The organism is Bradyrhizobium jicamae, from assembly GCF_018130695.1.
In the GTDB taxonomy this organism is placed as follows: domain Bacteria; phylum Pseudomonadota; class Alphaproteobacteria; order Rhizobiales; family Xanthobacteraceae; genus Bradyrhizobium; species Bradyrhizobium jicamae_B.
On the sequence record NZ_JAFCJX010000001.1, the window covers coordinates 291,433 to 316,102 of the forward strand.

The window sequence follows — 24,670 nt, forward strand, 5'->3', positions numbered from 1 at the left end:
GCAATCGGCTTGGCCGCACTGTCCCGGTGATTTGGCATCCGTTGCCGCTAGTACAATCCGCCGGTTCCCGGACGTCCGAACAGGCCGGTATCGGGTGCCTGCTGCATGGACGCCGGCGGCGGCGGAGCGCGACCGTCGGCATCGGCGACGCCGATCACAGAATAATTCTCCGGCGGCGCCGTGCCCGGCTTGAAGGCCTCGAGGATGGTGTTGCCGCCATCGCCGGGGCCGGCGCGCATGCCGGTGCGGGCATCGACGCGGATCAGCTTGATGCCGGCGGGCACCTTGAACGGGGTCGGCGGCTTGTCGGCGAGAGCCAGCTTGAGGAAGTCGCGCGCGATGGGAGCTGCGATATGACCGCCGGTGGCCGCACGCCCCATGTTGCGCGGCTTGTCGTAGCCCATGTAGACGCCGACCGCGATATCGGGCGAGAAGCCGACGAACCAGACGTCCTTCTCGTCATTGGTGGTGCCGGTCTTGCCGGCGATCGGCTTGCCGACCTCCTTCACCACGGTCGCAGTGCCGCGCTGAACCACGCCTTCCATCATCTCGGTGATCTGGTAGGCGGTCATCGGATCGAGCACCTGCTCGCGGCGGTCGACGAGCTGCGGCTCGGGCTGGTTCTTCCAGCCGCCGGGTGCGTCACAGCCGCGGCATTCGCGCTGGTCGTGCTTGAAGATGGTGTGTCCGTAGCGGTCCTGGATGCGGTCGATCAGGGTCGGCTTCACGCGGCGCCCGCCATTGGCGAACATCGAATAGGCCGTGACCATGCGCATGACGGTGGTTTCGCCGGCGCCGAGCGCATAGGACAGATAGTTCGGCAGTTCGTCATAGACGCCGAACCGCTTCGCATACTCGCCGACCAGGGGCATGCCGACATCCTGCGCCAGCCGCACGGTGACGGTGTTGAGCGAACGCTGCAGCGCGTTGCGCAGCGTGGTCGGGCCATAATATTTGCCGCTCGAATAGTTTTCCGGACGCCACACGCCGGCGCCCTGCCCCTGGTCGATTTCAATGGGCGCGTCGATCACGGTGGTCGACGGCGTATAGCCATTGTCGAGCGCCGAGGAATAGACGATCGGCTTGAACGACGAGCCGGGCTGCCGATAGGCCTGCGTGGCGCGGTTGAACTGGCTCTGGTCGAACGAGAATCCGCCGACCATCGCGAGCACGCGACCGGTCCAGGGATCCATCACCACCATGGCGCCGGAGACTTCCGGCAACTGCCGCAGGCGGTACTGACCTTCGACCTTGGTCCCGTCCTTGTTGACCAAGGGATCGGCATAGATCACGTCGCCGGGCTGCAGCACCTGCGCGACCGCCGTCGGCGTCTTGCCCTTGCTCTTGGCCCAGCGGACACCGTCCATCGTGATGATGCCGGTCTCGCGCTGCTTGCTGACCGCGCCGCCCAGTTCGCGGCCCGGCTGGAAGCCGATCCGCGCCGAGTCATTGCCGGTCTCCAGCACCACGCCCATCCGCCACGGCGAGATATCGCCAAGCGATTTGACGTCGGCGAGCCTGACGCCCCAGTCGCCGGACACATCGAGCTTCTGCAGCGCACCGCGCCAGCCCTGAGCCTCGTCATAATTGACGAGGCCGGCGACCATGGCCTTGCGCGCCATCACCTGGATCTTCGGGTCCAGCGTGGTGCGGACCGACAGGCCGCCTTCATACAGCTTCTTCTCGCCGTAGCGCTCGAAGATGTCGCGACGGACTTCCTCGGCAAAATATTCGCCGGCGAAGATGTGGGCGCCGTTGCCGCGGTTGGTCACGACCAGCGGCTCCTTGCGCGCCTTGTCGGCGTCGGCCTGTTTGATCCAGCCGTTCTCCAGCAGGCGATCGATCACATAGTTGCGGCGCTCGATCGCGCGGTCGCGGTTGCGCACCGGATGCAGCGCGCCAGGCGCCTTCGGCATCGCCGCCAGATAGGCGGCTTCCGCGATCGAGAGTTCATTGACCGACTTGTCGAAATAGACCAGCGACGCCGCCGCGATGCCGTAGGCGCCGAGGCCGAGATAGATCTCGTTCAGATAGAGCTCGAGGATGCGATCCTTGGAATAGGCGCGCTCGATACGCATCGCGAGCAGCGCTTCCTTGATCTTGCGGGCGAACGACACCTCGTTGGTGAGCAGGAAATTCTTGGCGACCTGCTGGGTGATGGTCGAGGCACCCTGCGGGCGGCGGCCAGAGCCATAGTTCTGCGCGTAGAGGACCGCGGCGCGCGCCATGCCCTGATAGTCGATGCCGCCATGCTCGTAGAAATTCTTGTCTTCGGCGGCGAGGAAGGCGTTGATGACGAGCTTCGGCACCGCCTGGATCGGCAGGTACAGCCGGCGCTCCTTGGAATATTCGCCGAGCAGCGCGCCGTCGGAGGCGTGCACACGCGTCATCACCGGCGGCTCATAATCCTGAAGCTGCGAATAATCCGGCAAGTCCTTGGAGAAATGCCAGATCGCCCCCGCTACGCCGGCGACGCCGACCAGGAACACGACCGTTCCGGCGGCGAACAAGAAACCCATGAACCGCACAAGCAAGCGCATTATCGAAGTTCCGTTCCAACCCTGCGGCGCTCAGGTCAGCAGCGCCTGTCTCACGAGCGAAAACCCGTACACACGAAGCCTGGGGGCCCAAGGAGACGTCAAAGGGGACGTCCAAGGGCCGCCGTTGCGCAAAGCAATATACAAGAGCCCCGGGACAATGTGGCCGATTCCGGAGGCCCTGCGGTGTATTTTCTATTCCGTCGCCGCTGTGGCCAAACTAGGGCTTCCCCTGCTCCGGCCGCGTCCGTCTCACTTGGTCGGCCCGACCGTTGCCAGCCGCTTGGTGAAAAACGTGTCGATCGCCTGCGCCATCGAGCCGACGGTCTTGTTCCGCCAGTTCTCGGAGACGAGGTGCTCGAGGTCGCCCTTGTTGGAGACGTAACCGAGCTCGACCAGCACCGAGGGCACATCAGGCGCCTTCAGGACGCGGAAGCCGGCCGACTTCAAGGGATGCTTGTGCATCCGCACCGTCGTCTTCATCTCGTTCATCAACACCCGCGCGAAGCGGTTGGAAAAGGTTTTGGTTTCGCGCTGGGTGAGGTCGATCAGAATGTCAGCCACTTCGGCCGGTTCGTCCAGGCTCACGCCGCCGATCGCGTCGGCCTTGTTCTCCGCCTCGGCCAGCCGCTCGGCCTTGGCGTCGGAGGCCTTCTCCGAAAGCGTATAGATCGTAGCGCCCTGTGCATCGCCCTCATGCTTGGGCAGGGCGTCGGCATGGATCGAGACGAACAGCGCCGCCGACTGGCTGCGCGCCACCTTCACCCGGTCGTTCAGGGGAATGAAGGTGTCGTCGGTCCGCGTCATCACGACGCGGTACTTGCCGGACTGCTCGATCTTGTCGCGCAGGGCCAGGCCGAAATTCAGCACGAGATTCTTTTCCATCTCGCCGGCGGACTGGGTGCCGTTGTCGACACCGCCATGACCGGGATCGATCACGATCAAAGGCCGTGCGTCAGGCGCCTGCGACGGCTTCAGCGCAGCCGTCGTGTCGGGTGCAACGACCGCGGCATTGGCTTCGGCGACCGCCGGCTTCAGCTCGGGACGATTCTCGGGCGCCAGCGACTGCACGAAGCCGGTGCGGTCGACCTCCTCCAGTTCAAGCACCAGCCGCGGCGGCTGGCCGTTGGCAGCGTCGAGCACGTAGGAATTCGCAATCTTGGCTGGCCCCGTCAGGTCGAACACGATTCGGGAGCCGCCCGGCATCACCAGGCCGTAGCGGAATGACTTCACCAATCCCCTGCCCGCGCTTCCGGTGCCGGGTGCGAGCTGGAAAGTGACCTGGGGAATGTCGACGACGACCCGGTAGGGATCGGCCAGCGCGAAGGCGCGGAAGTCGATCTTCTTGTCGAGGTCGAGGATGAATCGGGTTTGCTTGCTGTCGCCCGCGAGTCGGGCGTCGGACACGACCGGGAAGTCAGCGGTCGCCTTGGCCTCGCTAGCCGGCGCTGTCGGGGTGGTCTGGGGCCCTTCAGCCGCCTCGGAGCCCATCGGTTCGGCGCACAGCAATGCTGCGGCGCACAAAAGCCCACATCCCAGCAAAACACGGTGATTTGCGCGGTTCGCCAACGATTCGGTGCCTCCGAGCAGCGTCTTACCGCATTAGAACCACAGGGTTAATCGAACCCTAATGACGCGAATGCGAAATCAGTCGAGTGTTGCCGGGCCGCGACGCTTCCCTTGCACGGAACGGCCAATCCACGTATGTACGGATTGCTGACGGCTAGTACTCCCGGTTGTGTCGCGTTCAGCCTCCCGGTGCAGCGTTGGAACCTGACGTCCAGGTTCCGGCGTGTTTTCCCGGCCTCTCCTCAGCCAGCGCTGCGCGCGGCTGACAAGGAGAGACGGTTTCGAGCCCGAGCGGCGTCCGGTCCCAGGCACACTCTACGCCCCAGGGACGGTTTGAGACACGGCAGAACTGATTATCAGGCCTTCTTTTGGGCTTCGATATGCGATGGCCGGCTGGCGCTTCGGCGCCGCGCCGGGCTTTCAGCGAAAGAATAAGGCGGCGATCCCTTGCCGCCCACAATGTTTAGACGGGCCGACGCTTAATGCGCCAGACTGTGTTGCCGACCAAGATTCCCGGGACGATCGCGCTGACGCGAGGCAATCGCCTCGCCCGCCGCCTTGTCCCGGCAGGATTCGGCTCGGCACGGCGCCTCAAGACGCGTTTTGGCCTTCCCCTCACCCCCGAATCAGGTGGACCGTCGCGTCACCCGGCCGCGCAGCTCGCGCGCGCCCTACACCGCGCCCGCCGCCGTCAAGAGCTCCAAAATGCCAAACAAGATGTTGATCGATGCCACCCACCCGGAAGAGACCCGGGTCGTCGTGGTCCGCGGCAATCGCGTCGAAGAATTTGATTTCGAGACCGCCCAGCGCAAACAACTGCGCGGCAACATTTATCTCGCCAAGGTGACGCGCGTCGAGCCGTCGCTGCAGGCCGCCTTCATCGAATATGGCGGCAACCGCCACGGCTTCCTGGCCTTCAGCGAAATCCATCCCGACTACTACCAGATCCCGGTCGCCGACCGTCAGGCGCTGATCGAGGCCGACGAACGCGCCCATCGCGAGGCCGAGGAAGAGCACGAGAACCGCGGCCATCGCCGCCGCTCTTCGCGCCACCGCAATGCCCGCCGTCGCGGCCATGGCGACCGCGTCCGGAGCGAGGTGGTCGAGGGCGCCGCGCCCGATGCCCAGGCGCCGCAGCCGTTTGAGGATCACGCCGAGGGCGAGCACCACGGGATCGTGGCGCACGAGCATGAAGGGCACGATCACGAGGCCCATGATCATGAGCACCACGATCGTGAGCACCATGATCACGCGCATCATGACGATCACGGTCACGATCATCATGACCATGATCACCACGATCATGACCATCATCACGATCATGATCATCATGACCACGACCACCACCATGACGAGCCCGCGCACACGCATGCCGTGAGCGAGGCGCCGGCCGCCGAGACACAGCCCGATCCCGTCGTTGCCGCTGTCGAAGCTTCCGTCGCGTCGGCTGCGCCGGAGACTGCCGAGGCCGTCGAGGTCAACCACGAGCCCGAGCGGGCGCATGAGGAACAGGTCGCCGAAAACGCCGCGCATGCCGATGACGCGCCGCATGCCGAGCACGCCGACGAGACCCATGACGAATCACATGGCGAAGCGGCCCATCTCGTCGCCGACGAGATCCCCACCGAGACCGCCTCGTCGGAGGAAGCCCGCGCGCCGCTTGGCGACGAAGCCGAGGATGACGAAGACGACGGCGACGAGACCGAGGAAGAGGAAGTCGTCGAGTCCGTCGGCGGTGACGACGTGCTGGAGGAAGTGCCGGAGCGTCCGTTCCGCCCGCGCCGTCAGTACAAGATCCAGGAAGTGATCAAGCGCCGCCAGGTGATGCTGGTGCAGGTCGTCAAGGAAGAGCGCGGCAACAAGGGCGCGGCGCTGACCACCTATCTGTCGCTCGCCGGCCGTTACGCCGTGCTGATGCCGAACACCGCCCGCGGCGGCGGCATCAGCCGCAAGATCACGAGCGCCCAGGACCGTTCGCGCCTGAAGGAAGTGGTGCAGGATCTCGACGTACCCGAGGGCATGGGCATCATCCTGCGCACGGCAGGTGCTTCCCGGACCAAGCCCGAGATCAAGCGCGACTTCGAATATCTGATCCGGATGTGGGAGACGGTGCGCGACCTGACGCTGAAGTCGCAAGCGCCGACCCTCGTCTACGAGGAAGGCTCGCTGATCAAGCGCTCGCTGCGCGACCTTTACAACAAGGAGATCGACGAGATCCAGGTGGCGGGCGAAGCCGGCTACCGCGAAGCCCGCGACTTCATGAAGATGCTGATGCCGGCGAACGTCCGCGCGGTGCGGCAGTATCGCGACGGCCAGCCGCTGTTCTCGCGGATGGGCGTCGAGAGCCAGCTCGACGCGATGTTCTCGCCGACCGTGCAGCTGCGCTCCGGCGGCTACATCGTGATCAACCAGACCGAGGCGCTGGTCTCGATCGACGTCAACTCGGGCCGCGCCACGCGCGAGCACCACATCGAGGACACCGCGCTCAAGACCAACCTCGAGGCGGCGGAAGAAGTCGCAAGGCAACTCAGACTGCGCGACCTCGCCGGCCTGATCGTCATCGACTTCATCGACATGGACGAGAAGCGCAACAACCGCGCGGTCGAGCGCAAGCTGTCCGACTGCCTCCGGCAGGATCGCGCGCGCATCCAGGTCGGCCGCATCTCGCATTTCGGCCTCCTGGAGATGTCGCGCCAGCGCATCCGTGCCAGCGTGCTGGAAAGCTCGACCGAGCCCTGCCCGCAATGCGGCGGCTCCGGCCACGTCCGTTCGGTCTCGTCGGTGGCGCTGCAGCTGCTGCGCGGCATCGAAGAGATCCTGATGAAGGGCGCGACCCACAATCTCGTGGTGCGCACCCGCACCGACGTCGCGCTCTATGTGCTGAACCACAAGCGCGGCCATCTGCGCGATCTCGAGAATGCCTTCAAGGTGTCGCTCGCCGTCAGTGCCGACCCGACCGTCGCCGGCCAACAGTCCTACATCATCGATCGCGGCGAGCAGGTTCACACGCTCGAGGCCGCCAAGGCGCTGCTCGCGGCGCAGGCCGCCGCCGCGCCGTCGCAGACCGAAGAGGCCTATGACGACGAGGAGTCCCTCGAGGACGAGGTCGAGGTCGAAACCGAGGAGACCGAAGGTCTCGCTGAGGAGCAGGCAGCCGGCGAAGCCGGCACTGATGCCGAAGGCGACGGTCAGCGCCGCAGGCGGCGCCGGCGTCGGCGCGGCCGCGGTGGCGAGCGCGAGGCCCGCGAAGGCGGCGAAGCGCGTGATGGTGGCGAAGCGCGCAATGGCGGCCAGCCTCGCGAGGACAGCGACCTCATGCATGTGATGCCGGAAGGCACCGCGCCGGCGGCATCGGAAGATGCCGAGGGCGAGGACGACGAGGGCGAGGAGCAGCAAGGCTTTGCCCGTAGCGAGCAGGACGGCAACGGCGAGCGCCGTCCGCGCCGGCGTGGGCGTCGCGGTGGTCGCCGCCGTCGTGGCGGAGCCGGTCAGGACGAGGGTCTCGCTGGATCGATCTCGGATGAGCTCGGACCGACTTCGGCACCGGAAGCCGCCGAGGCCGTCGCCGACTTCGATGGCGGATCGGCAGAGCCCGCCCCCTCGCTGGTGCAGCCCGAACCGGTCGCGCAGCCGGAATTGCAGCTCAGTGAGCCGGTCGCGGTCGAACCGAGCGCGCCTCCCGTTGAAGCTGTTGAGGACGCCGCGGCCGAACCTGACTCCGATCGTGCCGCGCGGCGCCGTTCGACGGTGCGCGAAAAGGTCAGCTTCATGTCGAGCCCGGCCCCCGAGGCTCCGGCGCCCGTCGCGGTGCAGCCAATGCCCGAGCCCGCCCCGGTAGCCGAGCCCGAGCCGGCCGCAACGACCGAGGCTCCAGCCAAGAAGGGCTGGTGGTCGCGACGCTTCGGCGGCGGCAACTAGGCTTCCACGCAAAACGAAAACCGCCCGGCTCACACCGGGCGGTTTTTATTTTGGGCCATCGCGGCGACGATTACAGCGGCGGCAGCTCGTCGTCGTCGAGCGGCGGCGCGGCGTTGGCGGCGATGCGGCGCAGTTGATCGTAGAGATCCGGCGTCTCGCTCGTGCAGAGGCAAACGCCCTTGGCCGACGGTCCGTCGCCGGCGTTGAGATAGGCGTGGCCCATGGTGCTGTCGAGATAGATGCCGTCGCCCTCGTTGAGGATCTCCGGCGCGTAGAACTCGGTGTGTACCGCGACGCGGCCGTGCGTCACCATGAAGTACTCCTCGCCGGAATGGCGCAGCAGCGGACCGAACTCGTCCAGCGAGCGCGCCCGCACCTCGGCCATGATCGGCACCATGCGTTTGCCGATCAGGTCGGTGCATTGATAGCTGTTGGTGTAGAAGCGCGTCGTGATCGTCTGGCCCTGCCCGGCCCGGCTGACGCTGCGGCGGGCGGTGACCGGCCGGCCCGGATCGGGCTTCGGGATCGCCGGGCTGAACAGCTCCGCGATGTCCATCTTCAGGCCCGCCGTGATCTGCAGCAGCTTGTCATAGGTCAGCGACATCAGGCCGTTCTCGACCTTGGACAGGGTCGACAAGGCCATTCCGGTCCGTTCCGCCACCTGCTTCAGCGTCAGACCGCGGGCCTGGCGCGCGGCCCTGAGGCACTGGCCGAGCTGGGAATTGGCACCTTCGGTCGTGGAAATCTCGCTCATGGACCCATCCTACCACGCAATCCCGACAGGGAAAAAACGTTGTTCGATCAGTCTAATTTTTCCCTGTTCCAGCGGCCAACTGACCGCCGCCTGAGCAGCAAGAGTAACAACTAGGCGGAAAATGGCTGGTTTGACGCACATTCATGCGTGAAAATAATTTTCCTATATGCTAAATTATTTTCACAAAGCGACAAAGGCCTGGGGAGGCTGGTATGACCGATCTCTGCGATTCGAGTGCCGTCGAACTGCGCCGCCTGCTCGCCACCCGCGCAATTTCTCCGGTGGAACTGCTGGACGCCTGCCTGTCGCGGATTTCCGCGATCAACCCGGCGGTCAACGCCGTCGTGACCCTGGACGAGGCCGGTGCCCGCACCGCAGCCAAGGCGGCCGAGGCTGCGATCCTCCGCGGCGAGGACCACGGCGCGCTGCATGGCCTGCCCATCCTCATCAAGGATACCCAGGACACCGCCGGGCTGCGCACCACCTATGGCAGCCCGCTGTTCGCCACCCACGTGCCGGCCGCCGACCAGGCTTCGGTCGGTCGGCTGCGCGCTGCGGGTGCGATCATCTTCGGCAAGACCAACACGCCGGAATGGGCGGCGGGCGGCAACACCCGCAATCCCGTCCACGGGGCGACCGGCAATCCCTTCGATCCCCTGCGCTCCGCGGCCGGTTCCTCCGGCGGCTCCGCGGTGGCGCTCGCTTGCGGCATGGCGCCGCTCGCGTCGGGCTCTGACACCGGCGGGTCCCTGCGCAATCCCGCCGGCTTTTCCGGCATCGTCGGCATGCGGCCCTCCTCCGGCCTCGTGGCGAGCGAAAAGCGCGCCTTTGGCTGGTCCAATCTCTCGACCGACGGCCCGATGGCCCGCAACGTCGCCGACGCCGCGCTGATGCTGTCGGTGATGGCAAGCGACGATGCGCGCGATCCGCTTGCCTACACCCTGCCCGGCGAAGCCTTGCGCGGACGCACCGATCGCTGGTCTCCGGTTCGCCCGATCGAACTCGCAAAACTGCGCGTCGCCTTCACCGAGGATTTTGGTTTTGCGCCGACCGAGCGGGCAATCCGCCGCGTCTTCCGCCACCGCGTCGAACGGATCGCACCGCTGGTTGCCGAATGCCGCGAGGGGACACCGGATTGCGCCGGCGCCGACGACACCTTCGCAGTCCTGCGCGCGGCGATGTTCCTCGCCATGCATGGCAAGAACTTCAAGGAGCGTCCCGACATGCTCGGTCCCAACGTGCGGGCCAATGTCGAGGAAGGCCTCGGCTACGATCTCGAAGACTATGCGCGCGCCGCGACCACACAGACGCGGATCTATCGCAACTTCCAGACCTTCTTCGAAACCTGCGACGTGCTGATCAGCCCGACCATCACGCTGAGCCCGCGGCCATGGTCCGAGCTTTATCCCGCCGAGATCGACGGTGAGCCGACCAAATCCTACTTCCACTGGCTCGCGCTCGCCTATGGCGTGACGCTCGCCGGTCATCCGGCACTCAGCCTGCCGCTCGGCGTCGACGACGCCGGGCTGCCGTTCGGCCTTCAGATCGTCGGCCCGCGCGGTGGTGACGCCATCGTTCTATCGGTTGCGGCCGCGCTCGAGGCCGCCTTCGCCGACAAGCCCGATTTGTGTCGGCCGATCCCCGACCTCGCACGCCTGGCGGTCGCTCCACCGCTGACATCAGCCCCGAACTTTCTTGCCTGGGAATAGCTCAACGCCGCCAACAAATCGCCGGCTCCCGGCCGGAACTGGAGATGACGCATGACTGAGTTGTCGAAGTCCAAAACCGGCTGGGTCGGTTTCGTCCTGCTCTACATCGCCTTCTGCATCTCTTACATCGATCGCGCCGCGATCTCGCTGGCGCTGGCGCAGATCGGCAAGGACTTCAATCTGCAGGCCGCCGATCTCGGCATCGTCATCAGCTCGTTCTTCCTCGGCTATGCGATCATGCAGGTGCCGGGCGGTTGGCTCGCCGACCGCTTCGGCTCGAAATATGTGGTGATCGTGACGATCGTGATGTGGTCGCTGTTCACGGCGTTCACGAGCCTTGCCTGGTCGCTGACCTCGCTGATCGCAATCCGCTTCATCTTCGGCATTGCCGAGGGCGGCTTTCCGCCGGCGAGCATCCGCGCCGTCTCCGAGCTGTTCAAGAAGGACAGCCGGCCGAAAATGTCGGCGCTGTTGCTGTCGTCGAACTACGCCGGCAGCATGATCGCGCCGCTGATCATGGCGCCACTGATCCTCTGGCTCGGCTGGCGCCACGCCTTCAACGCCATCGGCTTCGCCGGCATCGCCTTTGCGGTGGTTTATTTCATCCTCGTTCCGCACATGGTCCGCACCGTCGATGCTGCGGCGACCGCGGCACCAACGCCGGCTGCCGGCCGCACGCCGATGCGCGAGCTGATGAAGAACCCGCTGCTCTGGCAGCTGATGGTGGTCTGGTTCGGCCTCAGCTGCGTCAACAAGGGTCTCGACTCCTGGATGCCGCTCTATCTGCTGCAGCACCGCGGCCTCGATCTGAAAACCGTCGGCATGGTGGCGCCGATCCCGTTCGTGATGGCAACGATCGCGACCGCGATCGGCGGCTGGGTGATGACGACCTTCTTCGCCGAGCGCGAAAAATACCTCTTGATCGGCAGTTCCGCGCTGACGGGAATTTTCCTATACGCGATGTACAAATCCGAGACGATCACGGCATTGATCGTGTATCAATCAATCGTCTACTTCTTCAAATCCTTCGTGCTGGCCTCGGTGATTGCCCTTCCTACAAAACTGCTGCGCGACGACCAGATCGGATCAGGTGTCGGCATGGTCAATCTCGGCGGCCAGAGCGCAGGCTTCGTCGCTCCCGCCGTGATGGGCTTCATCGCATCCGGAACGGGATCGTTCGAATCCGCCTTCGGCTTCCTGGTGGCGATGACGGCGATGTCGGTCGTCGTGGCCACAACCATCAACACGTCGCAAGCAAGGCTCGCACCGAGCCCGGCCTGACGGAAAGTTGTCTCCCGATGCAGAGTGCGATCGTTCTTGGCGGCGGCATGGTGGGCGTCAGCTCCGCGCTGCATCTGAAGCGGCGCGGCTGGTCGGTGACGCTGGTCGACCGCAAGGAGCCGGGCCTGGAGACGAGCTACGGCAACGCCGGCATCATCCAGAGCGAGGCAGTGCGCCCCTACCCGATGCCGCGCGATTTCGCGACACTGGCGCGGATCGCGGCCGGCCAGACCAACGACGTGCGTTATCGCCTGGCATCGCTGCATCGGCATGTCGAGCCGCTGCTGCGCTACTGGTGGAATTCAGCGCCGAAGCGGCATCAGCAAGCGACCGCCGCCTGGGCGCGCCTGATCGCCTACGCCACGCCCGAGCATGAGATCTTCATTCAGGAAGCCCATGCCGACAATCTGGTGCGCCGCGCCGGCTATCGCCTGCTGCATCGTGATCCCGCAGCCTTCGAGCTCGCGATCGCAACCGCAGAGGAGAACCGGCGCGACTATGGCGTGCAGTTTCGCGTGCTTGACGGCCGCGAGCTCGCCAAGGCCGAGCCGCTGCTGCGCGACGATCTTCCCGGCGCCATTCACTGGCTCGGACCGTGGACGGTGTCCGATCCCGGCGGCCTCGTTGCGGCCTATGCGCGGCTGTTCCAGCGACTCGGCGGCACCATCGTTACCGGTGATGCGTCCACGCTGGCGGAGACGTCGTCTGGCTGGTCGGTCGAGACATCAGAGGGACGCATCGACGCCGCCAATGTCGTGATCGCGCTCGGCCCGTGGTCGCCCGACTTGATGCTGCGTTTCGGCTATCGCATTCCGCTGGTGCGCAAGCGCGGCTACCACATGCACTATCACGGCGGCCGCTCGCTCGATCTGCCGCTGGTCGATACCGCCAACGGCTACGCGATGGCGCCGATGTCCAGGGGCATCCGCATCACGACCGGCGCGGAGCTGACGAGCCCGGATGCACCAGCGACGCCCGTCCAGCTCGACGCTGCCGAAGCCACAGCGCGCGGCCTGCTCGACATCGGCACGCGCGTCGAGCCCGAGCCGTGGTACGGCACGCGGCCCTGCACGGCGGACATGTTGCCCGTGCTCGGGCCCGCGCCGCGGCATCGCGGGCTCTGGATGAATTTCGGCCACGGCCACCAGGGCTTTACGCTCGGCCCGGCGACTGCACGTTTGCTCGCCGAATGCATGAGCGGCGAAACGCCGGTCGTGGATCTCACGCCCTATCGCGCCGACCGCTTCGGCGGGCACTAGCTCCGAAACAGCAAGGGCTGATCGACAATGTCGACCAGCCCTATTATTTCCGCACTCCGCGACGCGGCTTGATGGGATCGCGTTGATCAGCCTGTCGTGATCGCCGTCTCCATATCCGTTGGATCGATATTCCGGTCGAGCCCGGCAGTCAGTTTCTCGCGGTCGAGCTCGCCCTCCCACCATGCCACCACCACGCAGGCGACGCCGTTGCCGCAGAGGTTGGTCAGCGCCCGGCATTCGCTCATGAACTTGTCGATGCCGAGCACGATCGCCATCCCTGGCAGCAACTCGGGCCTCACAGCCGCAAGCGTGCCTGCAAGCGTGATGAAGCCCGCCCCCGTGATGCCCGAGGCGCCCTTCGAGGTCAGCATCGCCACGACGAGGATCGTCATCTGCTCGCCGAAGGAGAGATCGACGTTCATCGCCTGGGCGATGAACAGCGTCGCCAGGGTCATGTAGATGTTGGTGCCGTCGAGATTGAAGGAATAGCCGGTCGGCACCACCAATCCGACGACGGACTTGGAGCAGCCGAGCTTCTCCAGCTTCTCCATCATCTGCGGCAGCGCGCTCTCCGAGGACGAGGTGCCGAGCACGATCAGCAGCTCGTCCTTGATGTATTTGAGGAACTTGAAGATCGAGAAGCCGGCGATACGGGCGATGATGCCGAGACCGACGATCACGAACAGGAACGCCGTGAGATAGAAGGTCGCGATCAGGCCGGCGAGATTGCCGAGCGCCTGCGGACCGTAGCGACCGATCGTATAGGCCATCGCACCAAAGGCACCGATCGGCGCGACCTTGACCACGATCGAGATCACGCCGAACATCGCATGCGCAACATCATCCACGAACGAGCGGACGGTGTGCGCCCGTTCGCCGAGCCCCATCAGCGCAAAGCCGAACAGGATGGCGAACAGCAGGACCTGCAGGATTTCGCCTTGCGCGAACGCCCCGACCACCGTGTCGGGAATGATGTGCAGGACGAAGTCCACCGACTTCATCTCGCTCGCCTGCTTGGCGTAGCCGGCAACGGCTGCGGCGTTCGACTGGCCCTGGAAACCTGAGCCTGGGTGCAGCAAATTGGCGACGATCAGACCCAGCGCCAGCGCGAAGGTCGAAACGACCTCGAAGTAGATCAGCGCCTTGATCGCAACCCGGCCGACTTTCTTGACCTCGGAAATGTGAGCGATGCCGGAGACCACCGTGCAGAAGATGATCGGCGCAATCGCCATCTTGATGAGCTTGACGAAGCCGTCGCCCATCGCCTTGATCCAGTCGTTCTTGCCGAGATCCGGCCAAAGCCAGCCGACAATCACGCCGAGCACGATCGCCGCAAGCACCTGAACGTAGAGAACCCGGTAGAACGGCTTCTTCTGCGGCGCAGTTATCGTTCCGGACGTCGCCGTTGCAGCTCCAGACATTGTGTCTCCCTCCCTGATCTCGTTGCGTCCTGCGTTGGCAGGCCGCGCTATTTCTTCTTCTGCGGCGGCAGATCGGTGCAGTGGCCCTCAAAGACCTCCGCTGCCATGCCGATGGACTCGCCGAGCGTCGGATGCGGATGAATGGTCTTGCCGATATCGGCAGGCTCGCAGCCCATCTCGACCGCGAGGCAGATCTCACTGATGAGATCGCCCGCATGTGTGCCCACGATGCCGCCGCCGATGACGCGATGGGTGGCGGTGTCGAACAGCAATTTGGTGAACCCCTCGTCGCGGCCGTTGGCGATGGCGCGGCCCGATGCCGCCCAGGGGAACACCGACTTGCCGAACTTGATGCCCTCGGCCTTGCACTGGTCTTCGGTTTTGCCGGCCCAGGCGACTTCGGGATCGGTATAGGCGACGGATGGAATCTGGCGCGCGTCGAAATAGGACTTTTCGCCGTGCGCGACCTCCGCGGCGACGTGGCCTTCATGCACGGCCTTGTGCGCCAGCATCGGCTGCCCGATGATGTCTCCGATCGCAAAGATGTGCGCCACATTGGTGCGCATCTGCTTGTCGACGTTGATGAAGCCGCGGTCGGTCACCGCGATGCCGGCCTTCTCGGCGCCGATCTTCTTGCCATTTGGACTGCGGCCGACTGCGACCAGGACGAGGTCATAGACCTGCGGCCCGGCGGGCGCCTGCTCGCCTTCGAAGCTGACCTCGATGCCGGCAGCGGTCGCTTTTCCGGCCACCGTCTTGGTCTTCAGCATCACCTTGTCGAAACGCTTCGCGTTCATCTTCTCCCAGACTTTGACCAGGTCGCGATCAGCGCCCTGCATCAGGCCGTCGAGCATTTCGACGACGTCGATGCGCGCGCCGAGCGTCGAATAGACCGTGGCCATTTCGAGCCCGATGATGCCGCCGCCGATCACCAGCATACGCTTGGGGATCGATTTCAGCAGCAGCGCGCCGGTCGAGTCGACGATGCGGGGATCCTCGGGCAGGAACGGCAGCTTCACGGCCTGGCTGCCGGCGGCGATGATCGCGTTCTTGAACTTGACCGTCTTCTTGCCGCCGGCGGTGACAACTTCGAGATGATGCGGATCGAGGAAGGCGCCGACACCGGTCACCACCTCGACCTTGCGGGCCTTCGCCATGCCGGCGAGGCCGCCGGTCAGCTTTTTGATCACGCCATCCTTGAATCCGCGCAGCTTGTCGATGTCGAGCTGCGGCGCGCCGAAAGTGATGCCATGATCGGGCAGATGCTTGACCTCGTCGATCACGGACGCCGTGTGCAGCAGCGCCTTGCTCGGAATGCAGCCGACATTGAGACAGACGCCGCCGAGCGTCTCGTAACGCTCGACCAGCACCGTCTTCATGCCGAGATCGGCGGCGCGGAAGGCGGCCGAGTAACCGCCGGGGCCGGCGCCGAGCACCAGCATGTCGCATTCGATATCCGCCTTGCCGGAGTGGGTCGCCGCGGCGGGCGCAACCGGCGGCGGCGCAGCAGCCGGTTTTGAAGCCGGAGCAGCCGTGGGCGCCGGCGCAGCCGCAGCCCCCGTCGTCTCCAGCACGAGGATCACCGATCCTTCGCTGACCTTGTCGTCGACTTTGACCTTGACGTCCTTGACGGTCCCGGCGTGCGACGACGGAATCTCCATCGACGCCTTGTCGGACTCGACCATGATGAGGCTGGTGTCGACCGCGACCGTCTCGCCGGGCTTCACCATCACCTCGATCACCGCAACGTCCTTGAAGTCGCCGATGTCGGGAACCTTGACTTCGATCTGCTGGGCCATGCTGCTTTCCCCCGATCTCAGAACAGCACGCGCCGCAGATCGGCGAGCACATTGGCGAAGTAGACGTTGAAGCGCGCGGCCGCCGCGCCGTCGATGACGCGGTGATCCCAGGACAGCGACAGCGGCAAGGTCAGGCGCGATGTCCAGGTCTTGCCGTCGGGCGAATGCTGTTTCCAATAGCCCTTGCAGACGCCCATGATCGCGACCTCGGGCGCGTTGATGATCGGCGTGAAATAGATTCCGCCGATGCCGCCGAGCGAGGAGATCGAGAAAGTGCCGCCCTGCATCTGGTCCGGCTTGATCTTGCCCTCGCGCGCGAGCTTGGCGAGCGCATTCATCTCGTTGGCGATGTCCGGGATCGACTTCTTGTCGGCATCGCGGATCACGGGCACCATCAGGCCGTTCGGCGTATCCGCCGCGAAGCCGATGTGCCAGTAGTTCTTGTAGACGAGCGTGTCGCCGTCGAGGCTGGCGTTGAACTCCGGAAACTTCTTCAGCGCCGCAACAGCCGCCTTCACCATGAACGGCAGCAGCGAGAGCTTGACGCCGCTCTTCTCCAGCTCCTTGTTCATCTTCACGCGGAACTGCTCGAGCTCGGTGATATCGGCCTCGTCATGCGTGGTGACGTGCGGGATGACGACCCAGTTGCGGTGCAGATTGGCCGCGGAGATCTTCTTGATGCGGCCGAGCTCCTTGCGCTCGACCGGACCGAATTTTGCGAAGTCGATCTTGGGCCACGGCAACAGATCGATGCCGCCGACGCCGCCTCCACTTGCCGCCGCAGCCTGCGGTTTGGCCGCCGCAGCCCCACCGCCCCTGGCGAAGGCCTCGACATCCTCGCGCTGAATGCGGCCGTGATTGCCTGACCCCTTGACCTTGCCGAGATCGACGCCGAGTTCACGCGCCAGCTTGCGGACCGCGGGGCCCGCATAGGCGAGCGCGAAGGCTTTTTCGTCCACCACGCCGGCTTGCACCGCGGGAGCTGCGGCAGGTGCCGCTGCGACGGGTGCCCGCGCAGCGGCGACCGGGGCGGACGCCGCGCCCCCGCCCCCCGTCGCAAGCACAAGGATAATCGCGCCTTCGCTGACCTTGTCGCCGGTCTTCACCTTGATCTCGCGCACGGTGCCGGAAAGCGGCGCCGGCACTTCCATCGTCGCCTTGTCCGACTCGAGCGCAATCAGCGGATCTTCCGCCTTCACGCTGTCGCCGGGTTTGACGAAGATCTCGATGACAGGCACGTCCTTGAAGTCGCCGATATCAGGAACGCGCACTTCGGCAACGCCGGCCGGAGCGCTGGTCGGCGACGGCGGCGCGCTGACGACGGGACGGGTTTCAGCGTGCTCGCCCGCGCCCTCGAACTGCACGATGACAGCACCTTCGCTGACCTTGTCGCCGACCTTGACGACGACCGACTTCACGACGCCATCGCGTGGCGATGGCACCTCCATGGTCGCCTTGTCGGACTCCAATGCAACCAGCGGGTCCTCGGCTTTGACCTTGTCGCCCGGCTTGACGAAGACTTCGATGACCGGAACGTCCTTGAAATCACCGATGTCGGGAACCTTGATGTCGATCAGACCACTCATCGCTCTACCCTCGGTTCCGCTGATCACAGGGTCCAGGGCGCAGCGCGCCCGGCGTCGATTTGATATTTGGCAATTGCGTCAGCGACGAGCGCCGGCTTGATCGCACCATCGTCGGCCAGGGCCTTGAGCGCCGCGACCACCACGTAGTGCCGGTCGACCTCGAAGAATTTGCGGAGCTTGACGCGATAGTCGCTGCGGCCAAAACCGTCCGTGCCCAACACGGTGTAGCGGCGCCCGGCTGCGTGGACATGTTCCCGGATCTGGTCGGGATAGTTGCGCATGTAGTCGGTCGACGCCACGACCGGCCCGGGATGATTTTCGAGCTGCGATTCAACCCAGCTCTTGCGGCGCGGCTCGGTCGGATGCAGCAGATTCCAGCGCTCCGCCGCCATGCCGTCGCGGCGCAGCTCGTTGAAGCTGGTCGCACTCCAGACGTCGGCGGTGACGCCGAAATCGGCCTTGAGCAGATCGGCCGCTGCGATCACCTCGCGCAGGATCGTGCCGGAGCCGACGAGCTGGACACGCAGCCCTTTCTTCGCGGTCTCGCCGCCGTTTTTGAGAAGATACATCCCCTTGAGAATGCCCTCCTCCGCGCCCTTGCCGGCGTCGGCCAGCGCGGGATGCGGATAATTCTCGTTCATCAGGGTGATGTAGTAGTAGACGTCCTCCTGCGCTTCATACATGCGGCGCATGCCTTCGCGGACAATGGTCACGACCTCATAGGCGAAGGTCGGATCGTAGGACACGCAGTTCGGGATGGTGCCGGCCAGCACGTGGCTGTGGCCGTCCTCATGCTGCAGGCCTTCGCCATTCAGCGTGGTGCGGCCGGCGGTGCCGCCGAGCAGGAAGCCGCGTGCGCGCATGTCGCCGGCGAGCCAGGCGAGATCGCCGACGCGCTGCAGGCCGAACATCGAATAGTAGATGTAGAACGGGATCATCGGCACGTTGTTCGTGCTGTACGACGTCGCCGCGACGATCCAGCTCGACATCGCGCCGCCTTCGTTGATGCCCTCCTGGAAGACCTGCCCGCTCTTGTCTTCGCGGTAATACATCAGCTGATCGGCATCCTGCGGCCGGTACAGCTGGCCGACCGACGAATAGATGCCGAGTTGCCGGAACATGCCCTCCATGCCGAAGGTGCGGGATTCGTCCGGCACGATCGGCACGATGTGCTTGCCGATCACCTTGTCGCGCACGAGCGCACCGAGCAATTGCACGAACGCCATCGTCGTCGAGATTTCGCGCTCGCCGGTGTTTTCGAGCAGCCGCTGGAACGTCGAGAGCGGCGGAATTTGCAACGACTCGGATTTTTGCCGGCGTTGTGGCAGGTAGCCGCCGAGCTTTTCGCGCTGCGCCCGGTGGTACTTCATCTCCGGGCTATCGTCCGGCAGCTTGAGGAAAGGCACCTTGGCGAGATCCGCGTCTGCGACCGGCACCTGGAAGCGGTCGCGGAAGCCGCGCAGCGCGTCCTGCGTCATCTTCTTGGCCTGGTGCGCGATCATCTGGCCTTCGCCGGACTCGCCCATGCCGTAACCCTTGACCGTCTTCGGCAGAATGACCGTCGGCTGCCCCTTGTGGTTCACCGCCGCGGTGTAGGCGGCGAAAACCTTCTCGGGATCGTGGCCGCCGCGCGCGAGCTGCCAGATCTCGTCGTCGCTCATGTCGGCGACGAGCTGCTTGGTTTCCTCATACTTGCCGAAGAAGTGCTCGCGAATGTAGGCGCCGCTCTTGCTCTTGAAGTCCTGGTATTCGCCGTCGACGCATTCGTCCATGAGCTGGAGCAGCCGCCCGCTCTTGTCCTTTTCAAGCAGGCGATCCCAGCCCGAGCCCCACAGCACCTTGATGACGTTCCAGCCCGCACCGCGGAAGATGCTTTCGAGCTCCTGGACGATCTTGCCGTTGCCGCGAACGGGACCGTCGAGCCGCTGCAGGTTGCAATTGATGACGAAGATCAGATTGTCGAGATTCTCACGGCCCGCGAGCGCGATCGCGCCGAGCGATTCCGGCTCGTCGGTTTCGCCGTCGCCCATGAACGCCCAGACCTTGCGGTTCGCAGTCTCGGCCAGGTGGCGGTTCTCGAGATATTTCAGGAAGCGCGCCTGATAGATCGCCATCAGCGGCCCCAGCCCCATCGACACCGTCGGGAACTGCCAGAAGTCCGGCATCAGCCAGGGATGCGGATAGCTCGACAGGCCCTTGCCGCCGGTCTCCTGGCGGAAGCCGAGCAGTTGCTCCTCGCTCAGCCGTCCTTCGAGGAAGGCTCGCGCGTAGATACCGGGCGAACAATGGCCCTGAACGAAGATCAGATCGCCGCCATGGCCCTCGGTCGGCGCATGCCAGAAATGGCCGAAGCCGATGTCGTAGAGCGTCGCCGCCGACTGGAAGCTTGCAATATGGCCGCCGAGCTCGGAGCTCTCCTTGTTGGCACGCAGCACGATCGCGAGTGCGTTCCAGCGGATCAGCGAGCGCAGCTTGTGTTCAATGGCGCGATCGCCGGGCAGCGGCGGCTGCTGGCTGACCGGGATCGTGTTGCAGTAAGGCGTCGTCAGCGACTGCTCGATCTGGAGGCCGCCGCGGCGCGCGGCATCGACCATCGTATTGACGACAAACTCGGCTCGTTCATTGCCGCGATGGCCCTGAACTGCGGACAAGGCGTCGAGCCAGTCCTGGGTTTCCTGCGGATCCAGATCGTGCGCGTTCCCCACCGTCATTACCCTCTCCATTGCATGCCGGGCCAAACTCAAGCATCAACATTCATTGCGCTCCGCGTCCATGCGGAACTCGCAATGTAGTACGGGCGGTATCGCCTGTCGCTTTAGGTGATGAGTTGAATGGCGGCTGACATTTGAACGTCCCCTCACGCTGCTTGTTCTGGAGCTATCGCCCGTTTGGAGGATGCCTTAGCAGCATTCATGCCAGACAGCGCGAAGCCTCGCCGACGGTGCGCATGTCGCTCATATTGTTGGATATTGTCGAGCGCGCCGATCTATTCAGCGGTGCGATCGGCCAGAGCTTGTCTGAGGCTCCGGAAAAGCCGGCTGGAGGCGCACCCGAAATGTCGGATCGGGACGGCAGCTGACGTATGGGCCAGGCGAGCACGGTCTTGACCCGACGGATCCCGGATTTTGCTGCAACGCAAACACGCTGTGTTTTGACCGGGACCGCCGCCTCCTTGGCCGGATATACAGTCGATCGGCGCCGGCTTTATTGCGTGGGTGGAGCGCATCGGCGCTGAACGAGGTATTCGGACTTGTCGAACATCAATCTCAAGCTTCTCCATACTTTCCTGCTCGCAGCCGAGCACGAGAGCTTCCGGAAAGCGGCGGAAGAATCGAACCGGTCGCCGTCTGCGATCAGCATGCAGATCCGCGATCTGGAGGAGCAGATCGGCGTCCTGCTGTTTCGTCGTACGCCGCAGAAGGTGTTGCTGACGCCGGAGGGCCGGATCCTGTTCGAGCAGGCCAAGCGCGCACTTCAGGAAGTGCAGTCCGGGCTGGATCTGCTGACGGAATCGGCGCAGTCCCGCAGCCGCCACATCCGGATGGCCTGCGTCCCGACGCTGGCATCCGGATGGCTTCCCAACATCCTGGCGACGTTCAAGGTCCGCTATCCGCGGAGCCAGGTGCAGCTCATGGAGCTCTCCACGACGCCCATGCTTGAACTGCTGAAGCGGCAGGACGTCGAGTTCGGCATTGGCCCACAGGTGCCGGACATGGGGGAGTATGAGTTCGAGCCGATCCTCGAGGATCCTCTCGTTGCCTGCGTACCGCCGGCTTTCGACCAGGGGCAATCAAGCATCGGCTTTGCCGATCTCGTCGAACAGCCGGTCATCCTGCTGTCGAAGACGACGGCGGTCCGGGGGCTGATCGACGAGACGCTAGAGAGCCTCTCCGTCCGCCTCGATGTACAATTCGAAGTTCAGGCCGCAACGACGGCGCTCGCCCTGGCAGCGTCCGGCCTCGGCATCGCGATCGTACCGCGGGTTGCTCTCGTGCAGGCCGGCGTGCAGCAGTTTCGGACGGTCCCGATCGCCGACCACGTCAAGCTTCGTCAAATCGGTTTGATCACCACGCGCAACCCTGTCCGGCGTCCAAACACCGAGCAACTGATCTCGTTAATCCGCGCGAGTCTGGCCCAGCTTCGCTGACGCGCTCGCTCAGATCAGCTTCAACAACGCATCGACGACCTGACCGGTGGTCGCGCTGCCACCGATGTCGCGCGTCCTCAAGGCGGCGTCCTCCAGCCCCGCGCGGACCGCGGCTTCGATCCTGTCGGCACCGAGCTGCAGCCGGCTGTCCCGATAGCGCCGGTCCAGACGCCGCAGCATCAGGATCGACGCCAGGATCGTTCCATAGGGATTGGCGAGGCCCTTTCCTGCGATGTCCGGAGCCGAGCCGTGCGAAGCCTGGAAGAAACCGATGCCGTCGCCGACTTCTTCCGACGGCGACATGCCCATGCCGCCGACAGTCGCGGCGCCCAGATCGGAAATGATGTCGCCAAACATGTTCTCGGTGACAACGACGTCGAAGTGCGAGGGCTTGTTGACGAGATGAACCGTCATCGCGTCAACGAGGACATGCTCGGCTTCGATATCGGGATAGTCCTTGGCAACCTCGTCGAAGACCGCGCGGAAGAACGCATAGGTACGCAAGACATTCGCCTTGTCGCAGCAGGTCACCCGGCGGCGTCCATCCTTTGGAGAACCGTTCCGCGACCTCGCCAGTTCGAACGCGAACCGGACGATGCGGTCGATGCCCTTCCTGGTCTGGACCAGGGTGTCGACGGCGACTTCTTCCCTGAGCAACGCGCCGGCGCCGCGCGCGGCATAGAGGCCCTCGCTGTTCTCCCTGACGATGACGTAATCGATCGAGCCCGGACGTCCGAGCGGGGACGGCACACCCTTGTAGAGCTTGATCGGTCGCACGTTGGCGTACAGGTCCAGCCTGAAGCGAAGCGATAGCGTGAAATCCAGCCCGGCTTCGGTTCCGTCACGATGAACCACACCGGGAATGCCGGCGGCGCCATGGAGAATGGCGTCGGCCGTGCGGCAGCCTTCGAACGAGGTTGCCGGAAATGAATCCCCGGTTTCGAGGAAGTGCGTGGCACCGGCCGGATATTCCACGAACTGGAGCGCACCGGTCTGGACGCCGGCCTGCAGGACGGCGACCGCCGCACGAGCGACTTCAGGTCCAATACCGTCTCCATGGACGACGGCGATCTTGTAAGTGTCCTTCATGGTCCTCGTTCGACCCATTTTATCTTGTGGTAGTCGCGTCTCCCGCAGGCGTCAGGCGGGCGAATGTCTGGATCAATCCAGCTTGATCCAGACCCCCTTGGTGTTGAGGTATTCATCGAGCTGTTCGGTGCCGCCCTCACGGCCATATCCGCTCATCTTGTAGCCGCCGAAGGGCAATGCAGGATCGATGGCGTGATAGGTGTTCACCCAAACCGACCCCGCGCGGAGACTGCGCGAGATGGTGTGGGCCTTGCTCACGTCACGCGTGAACACACCCGCTGCCAGCCCGTATGGCGTCGCATTGGCGCGCGTCACGGCCTCATCGAGCGTGTCGAAAGGCAACGCGGAAATGACGGGGCCAAAGATTTCATCGCGGGCGATCTGCATGGTGTCGGAGACACCGGCGAACACGGTCGGCTCGACGAAATTGCCCTTCGCGAAGCCGCCCTCCTTCAGTCTGCGGCCGCCAGTCACGACCTTCGCGCCCTCGTCGCGCCCGCTCCGCAGGAAGCCTTCGACCTTGTCGAGCTGGCGCTCGGAAACGATCGGTCCGATCTCGGTGGTGGGATCGGCGCCATCGCCGATCTTCAGGGCCGCGGCGAACTTCCCGAGGCGTTCCACCAGCTCGTCGTGGATCGATCGCTCGACGAACAGACGGGAGCCAGCGATGCAGATCTGGCCCGAATTGGCAAATGCAGCCATTGCCGCAATCGGCACCGCCTTGTCGAGATCCGCGTCGGCGCAGACGATCACCGGAGACTTTCCGCCGAGCTCGAGCGAAACCCGCTTGAGGTTGCCGGCCGACGCGCGAACGATCGCCTGCCCGGTTGCGGTGGACCCGGTGAAGACGATCTTGTCGACACCGGAATGTTCGGCCAGCGGCGCGCCGGCCTCCGAGCCGGTCCCGGTCACGACGTTGACGACGCCGGCAGGCACGCCGGCTTCGTTCATCAGGTCCGCGATCAGCAACGGCGTCAGCGGCGCCTCTTCGGAGGGTTTCAGCACGATAGTGCAGCCGGTCGCAAGCGCAGGGCCGATCTTCCAGACCGACGCAGCCGTGGGTGCGTTCCAGGGGATGATGGCGCCGACGACGCCGACGGGCTCCTTCCGCGTGAACGAGACGATGTCGCCCGGCAGCGAGTTATCGATCGTCTGCCCGTGGATCGCGGTCGCCATGCCGGCGTAGTATCTGAGCATGCCGAGCACGCGCTGCTTGTTCGCCCGCGTCCTGACGATCGGCATTCCCATGTCCGCCGTATCGGACTGGCTGATCTCCTCCCAGTGCTTTTCGAACAGGTCGGCGATCCGCAACAGCAGCGCCTGCCGCTCGAACGGCTTGAAACGACTCCACGGTCCTTCGAAGGCGCGACGGGCCGCGGTGACGGCAAGGCCGATATCGGCCGCGTCGCCACGCGGCACCCGACCGATCACCTCGCCGGTCGCAGGGTTGCGCGTCTCGAAGACCTTCCCCGAGCGAGCTTCCACCCACGCACCGTCGACGAACATCTTGCGGGTGCGGCCGTCGATCGGGAATCGGATGTCAGCTTTTGTCATTGGTCTACTCCTGTCTCAGCGGGCGGTTTCTGGGTCTCCGCCCTTGT

General features: G+C 64.8%; 15 protein-coding genes. 5 read left to right on the forward strand and 10 right to left on the reverse strand.

What is annotated here, in order from left to right; translation table 11 throughout:
- Positions 1 to 47: 47 nt before the first annotated feature.
- From JQ604_RS01235 to JQ604_RS41985, 3 genes are all read right to left on the reverse strand, one after another.
- Positions 48 to 2,540 (reverse strand): penicillin-binding protein 1A, encoded by a 2,493-nt coding sequence (locus tag JQ604_RS01235; protein WP_212352211.1) that lies wholly within the window; start codon positions 2,538 to 2,540, stop codon positions 48 to 50.
- A gap of 249 nt (positions 2,541 to 2,789) precedes the next feature.
- Complete coding sequence (locus JQ604_RS01240; RefSeq protein ID WP_212352213.1) at positions 2,790 to 4,106, reverse strand: N-acetylmuramoyl-L-alanine amidase; 1,317 nt, start codon at positions 4,104 to 4,106, stop codon at positions 2,790 to 2,792.
- 615 nt (positions 4,107 to 4,721) lie between these two features.
- On the reverse strand, positions 4,722 to 5,456 hold the full coding sequence (locus tag JQ604_RS41985; RefSeq protein WP_349631032.1) for a hypothetical protein: 735 nt from the start codon (positions 5,454 to 5,456) through the stop codon (positions 4,722 to 4,724).
- 24 nt (positions 5,457 to 5,480) lie between these two features.
- Between JQ604_RS41985 and JQ604_RS01245 the strand changes: the two genes are divergently transcribed.
- Positions 5,481 to 8,024 carry an Rne/Rng family ribonuclease gene (locus tag JQ604_RS01245; protein ID WP_349631033.1) on the forward strand — a complete coding sequence of 848 codons (2,544 nt, stop codon included), beginning with the start codon at positions 5,481 to 5,483 and terminating at the stop codon, positions 8,022 to 8,024.
- 70 nt (positions 8,025 to 8,094) lie between these two features.
- On the opposite strand, the gene JQ604_RS01250 is transcribed toward JQ604_RS01245, so the two are convergent.
- Positions 8,095 to 8,778 (reverse strand): helix-turn-helix domain-containing protein, encoded by a 684-nt coding sequence (locus JQ604_RS01250; RefSeq protein ID WP_212352215.1) that lies wholly within the window; start codon positions 8,776 to 8,778, stop codon positions 8,095 to 8,097.
- Between the two features lie 212 nt (positions 8,779 to 8,990).
- On the opposite strand from JQ604_RS01250, the gene JQ604_RS01255 reads away from it, so the two are divergent.
- The 3 genes from JQ604_RS01255 to JQ604_RS01265 are packed head-to-tail and all read left to right on the forward strand — an operon-like array spanning position 8,991 to position 13,027.
- Positions 8,991 to 10,487: an amidase gene (locus tag JQ604_RS01255; protein ID WP_212352216.1), complete on the forward strand. Its 1,497-nt coding sequence runs from the start codon at positions 8,991 to 8,993 to the stop codon at positions 10,485 to 10,487.
- A 51-nt stretch (positions 10,488 to 10,538) separates the two neighbouring features.
- Positions 10,539 to 11,768 (forward strand): MFS transporter, encoded by a 1,230-nt coding sequence (locus JQ604_RS01260; RefSeq protein WP_212352217.1) that lies wholly within the window; start codon positions 10,539 to 10,541, stop codon positions 11,766 to 11,768.
- A 17-nt stretch (positions 11,769 to 11,785) separates the two neighbouring features.
- A complete protein-coding gene (locus JQ604_RS01265; RefSeq protein WP_212352218.1) occupies positions 11,786 to 13,027 on the forward strand; it encodes an NAD(P)/FAD-dependent oxidoreductase in 1,242 nt (413 codons plus the stop codon).
- An 86-nt stretch (positions 13,028 to 13,113) separates the two neighbouring features.
- Here the strand turns inward: JQ604_RS01265 and JQ604_RS01270 are convergent, their stop codons facing one another.
- From JQ604_RS01270 to aceE, 4 genes are read right to left on the reverse strand one after another with little or no spacing between them, the layout of a single operon-like run.
- Positions 13,114 to 14,448: a dicarboxylate/amino acid:cation symporter gene (locus JQ604_RS01270; RefSeq protein ID WP_212352219.1), complete on the reverse strand. Its 1,335-nt coding sequence runs from the start codon at positions 14,446 to 14,448 to the stop codon at positions 13,114 to 13,116.
- A 47-nt stretch (positions 14,449 to 14,495) separates the two neighbouring features.
- On the reverse strand, positions 14,496 to 16,247 hold the full coding sequence (gene lpdA, locus JQ604_RS01275; RefSeq protein WP_212352220.1) for a dihydrolipoyl dehydrogenase: 1,752 nt from the start codon (positions 16,245 to 16,247) through the stop codon (positions 14,496 to 14,498).
- 17 nt (positions 16,248 to 16,264) lie between these two features.
- Complete coding sequence (locus JQ604_RS01280) at positions 16,265 to 17,833, reverse strand: dihydrolipoyllysine-residue acetyltransferase (protein WP_212352221.1); 1,569 nt, start codon at positions 17,831 to 17,833, stop codon at positions 16,265 to 16,267.
- Between the two features lie 23 nt (positions 17,834 to 17,856).
- Positions 17,857 to 20,544, reverse strand: a complete 2,688-nt coding sequence (gene aceE / locus JQ604_RS01285) for a pyruvate dehydrogenase (acetyl-transferring), homodimeric type (RefSeq protein ID WP_212352223.1) — start codon at positions 20,542 to 20,544, stop codon at positions 17,857 to 17,859.
- Between the two features lie 539 nt (positions 20,545 to 21,083).
- Here aceE and JQ604_RS01290 point away from each other — a divergent pair.
- Positions 21,084 to 21,980, forward strand: a complete 897-nt coding sequence (locus JQ604_RS01290) for a LysR family transcriptional regulator (RefSeq protein ID WP_212352225.1) — start codon at positions 21,084 to 21,086, stop codon at positions 21,978 to 21,980.
- Between the two features lie 9 nt (positions 21,981 to 21,989).
- Here JQ604_RS01290 and JQ604_RS01295 read toward each other — a convergent pair whose 3' ends face one another.
- Together JQ604_RS01295 and JQ604_RS01300 are read right to left on the reverse strand one after the other, a co-directional pair.
- Positions 21,990 to 23,069, reverse strand: coding sequence for an isocitrate/isopropylmalate dehydrogenase family protein (locus JQ604_RS01295; RefSeq protein WP_212352234.1), 1,080 nt, complete (start codon positions 23,067 to 23,069; stop codon positions 21,990 to 21,992).
- A 72-nt stretch (positions 23,070 to 23,141) separates the two neighbouring features.
- Entirely contained in the window at positions 23,142 to 24,623 is a 1,482-nt protein-coding gene (locus JQ604_RS01300; protein WP_212352236.1) for an aldehyde dehydrogenase family protein, read from the reverse strand.
- Positions 24,624 to 24,670 lie beyond the last annotated feature (47 nt).

Bases quoted from the DNA above. Each gene is read 5' to 3' on its own strand.
- JQ604_RS01235 (WP_212352211.1), bottom strand. From the start codon at position 2,540: ATGCGCTTGCTTGTGCGGTTCATGGGTTTCTTGTTCGCCGCCGGAACG.
- JQ604_RS41985 (WP_349631032.1), bottom strand. From the start codon at position 5,456: ATGGTGGTGGTCGTGGTCATGATGATCATGATCGTGATGATGGTCATG.
- JQ604_RS01250 (WP_212352215.1), bottom strand. From the start codon at position 8,778: ATGAGCGAGATTTCCACGACCGAAGGTGCCAATTCCCAGCTCGGCCAG.
- JQ604_RS01255 (WP_212352216.1), top strand. From the start codon at position 8,991: ATGACCGATCTCTGCGATTCGAGTGCCGTCGAACTGCGCCGCCTGCTC.
- JQ604_RS01260 (WP_212352217.1), top strand. From the start codon at position 10,539: ATGACTGAGTTGTCGAAGTCCAAAACCGGCTGGGTCGGTTTCGTCCTG.
- JQ604_RS01265 (WP_212352218.1), top strand. From the start codon at position 11,786: ATGCAGAGTGCGATCGTTCTTGGCGGCGGCATGGTGGGCGTCAGCTCC.
- JQ604_RS01270 (WP_212352219.1), bottom strand. From the start codon at position 14,448: ATGTCTGGAGCTGCAACGGCGACGTCCGGAACGATAACTGCGCCGCAG.
- lpdA (WP_212352220.1), bottom strand. From the start codon at position 16,247: ATGGCCCAGCAGATCGAAGTCAAGGTTCCCGACATCGGCGACTTCAAG.
- JQ604_RS01280 (WP_212352221.1), bottom strand. From the start codon at position 17,833: ATGAGTGGTCTGATCGACATCAAGGTTCCCGACATCGGTGATTTCAAG.
- aceE (WP_212352223.1), bottom strand. From the start codon at position 20,544: ATGACGGTGGGGAACGCGCACGATCTGGATCCGCAGGAAACCCAGGAC.
- JQ604_RS01295 (WP_212352234.1), bottom strand. From the start codon at position 23,069: ATGAAGGACACTTACAAGATCGCCGTCGTCCATGGAGACGGTATTGGA.
- JQ604_RS01300 (WP_212352236.1), bottom strand. From the start codon at position 24,623: ATGACAAAAGCTGACATCCGATTCCCGATCGACGGCCGCACCCGCAAG.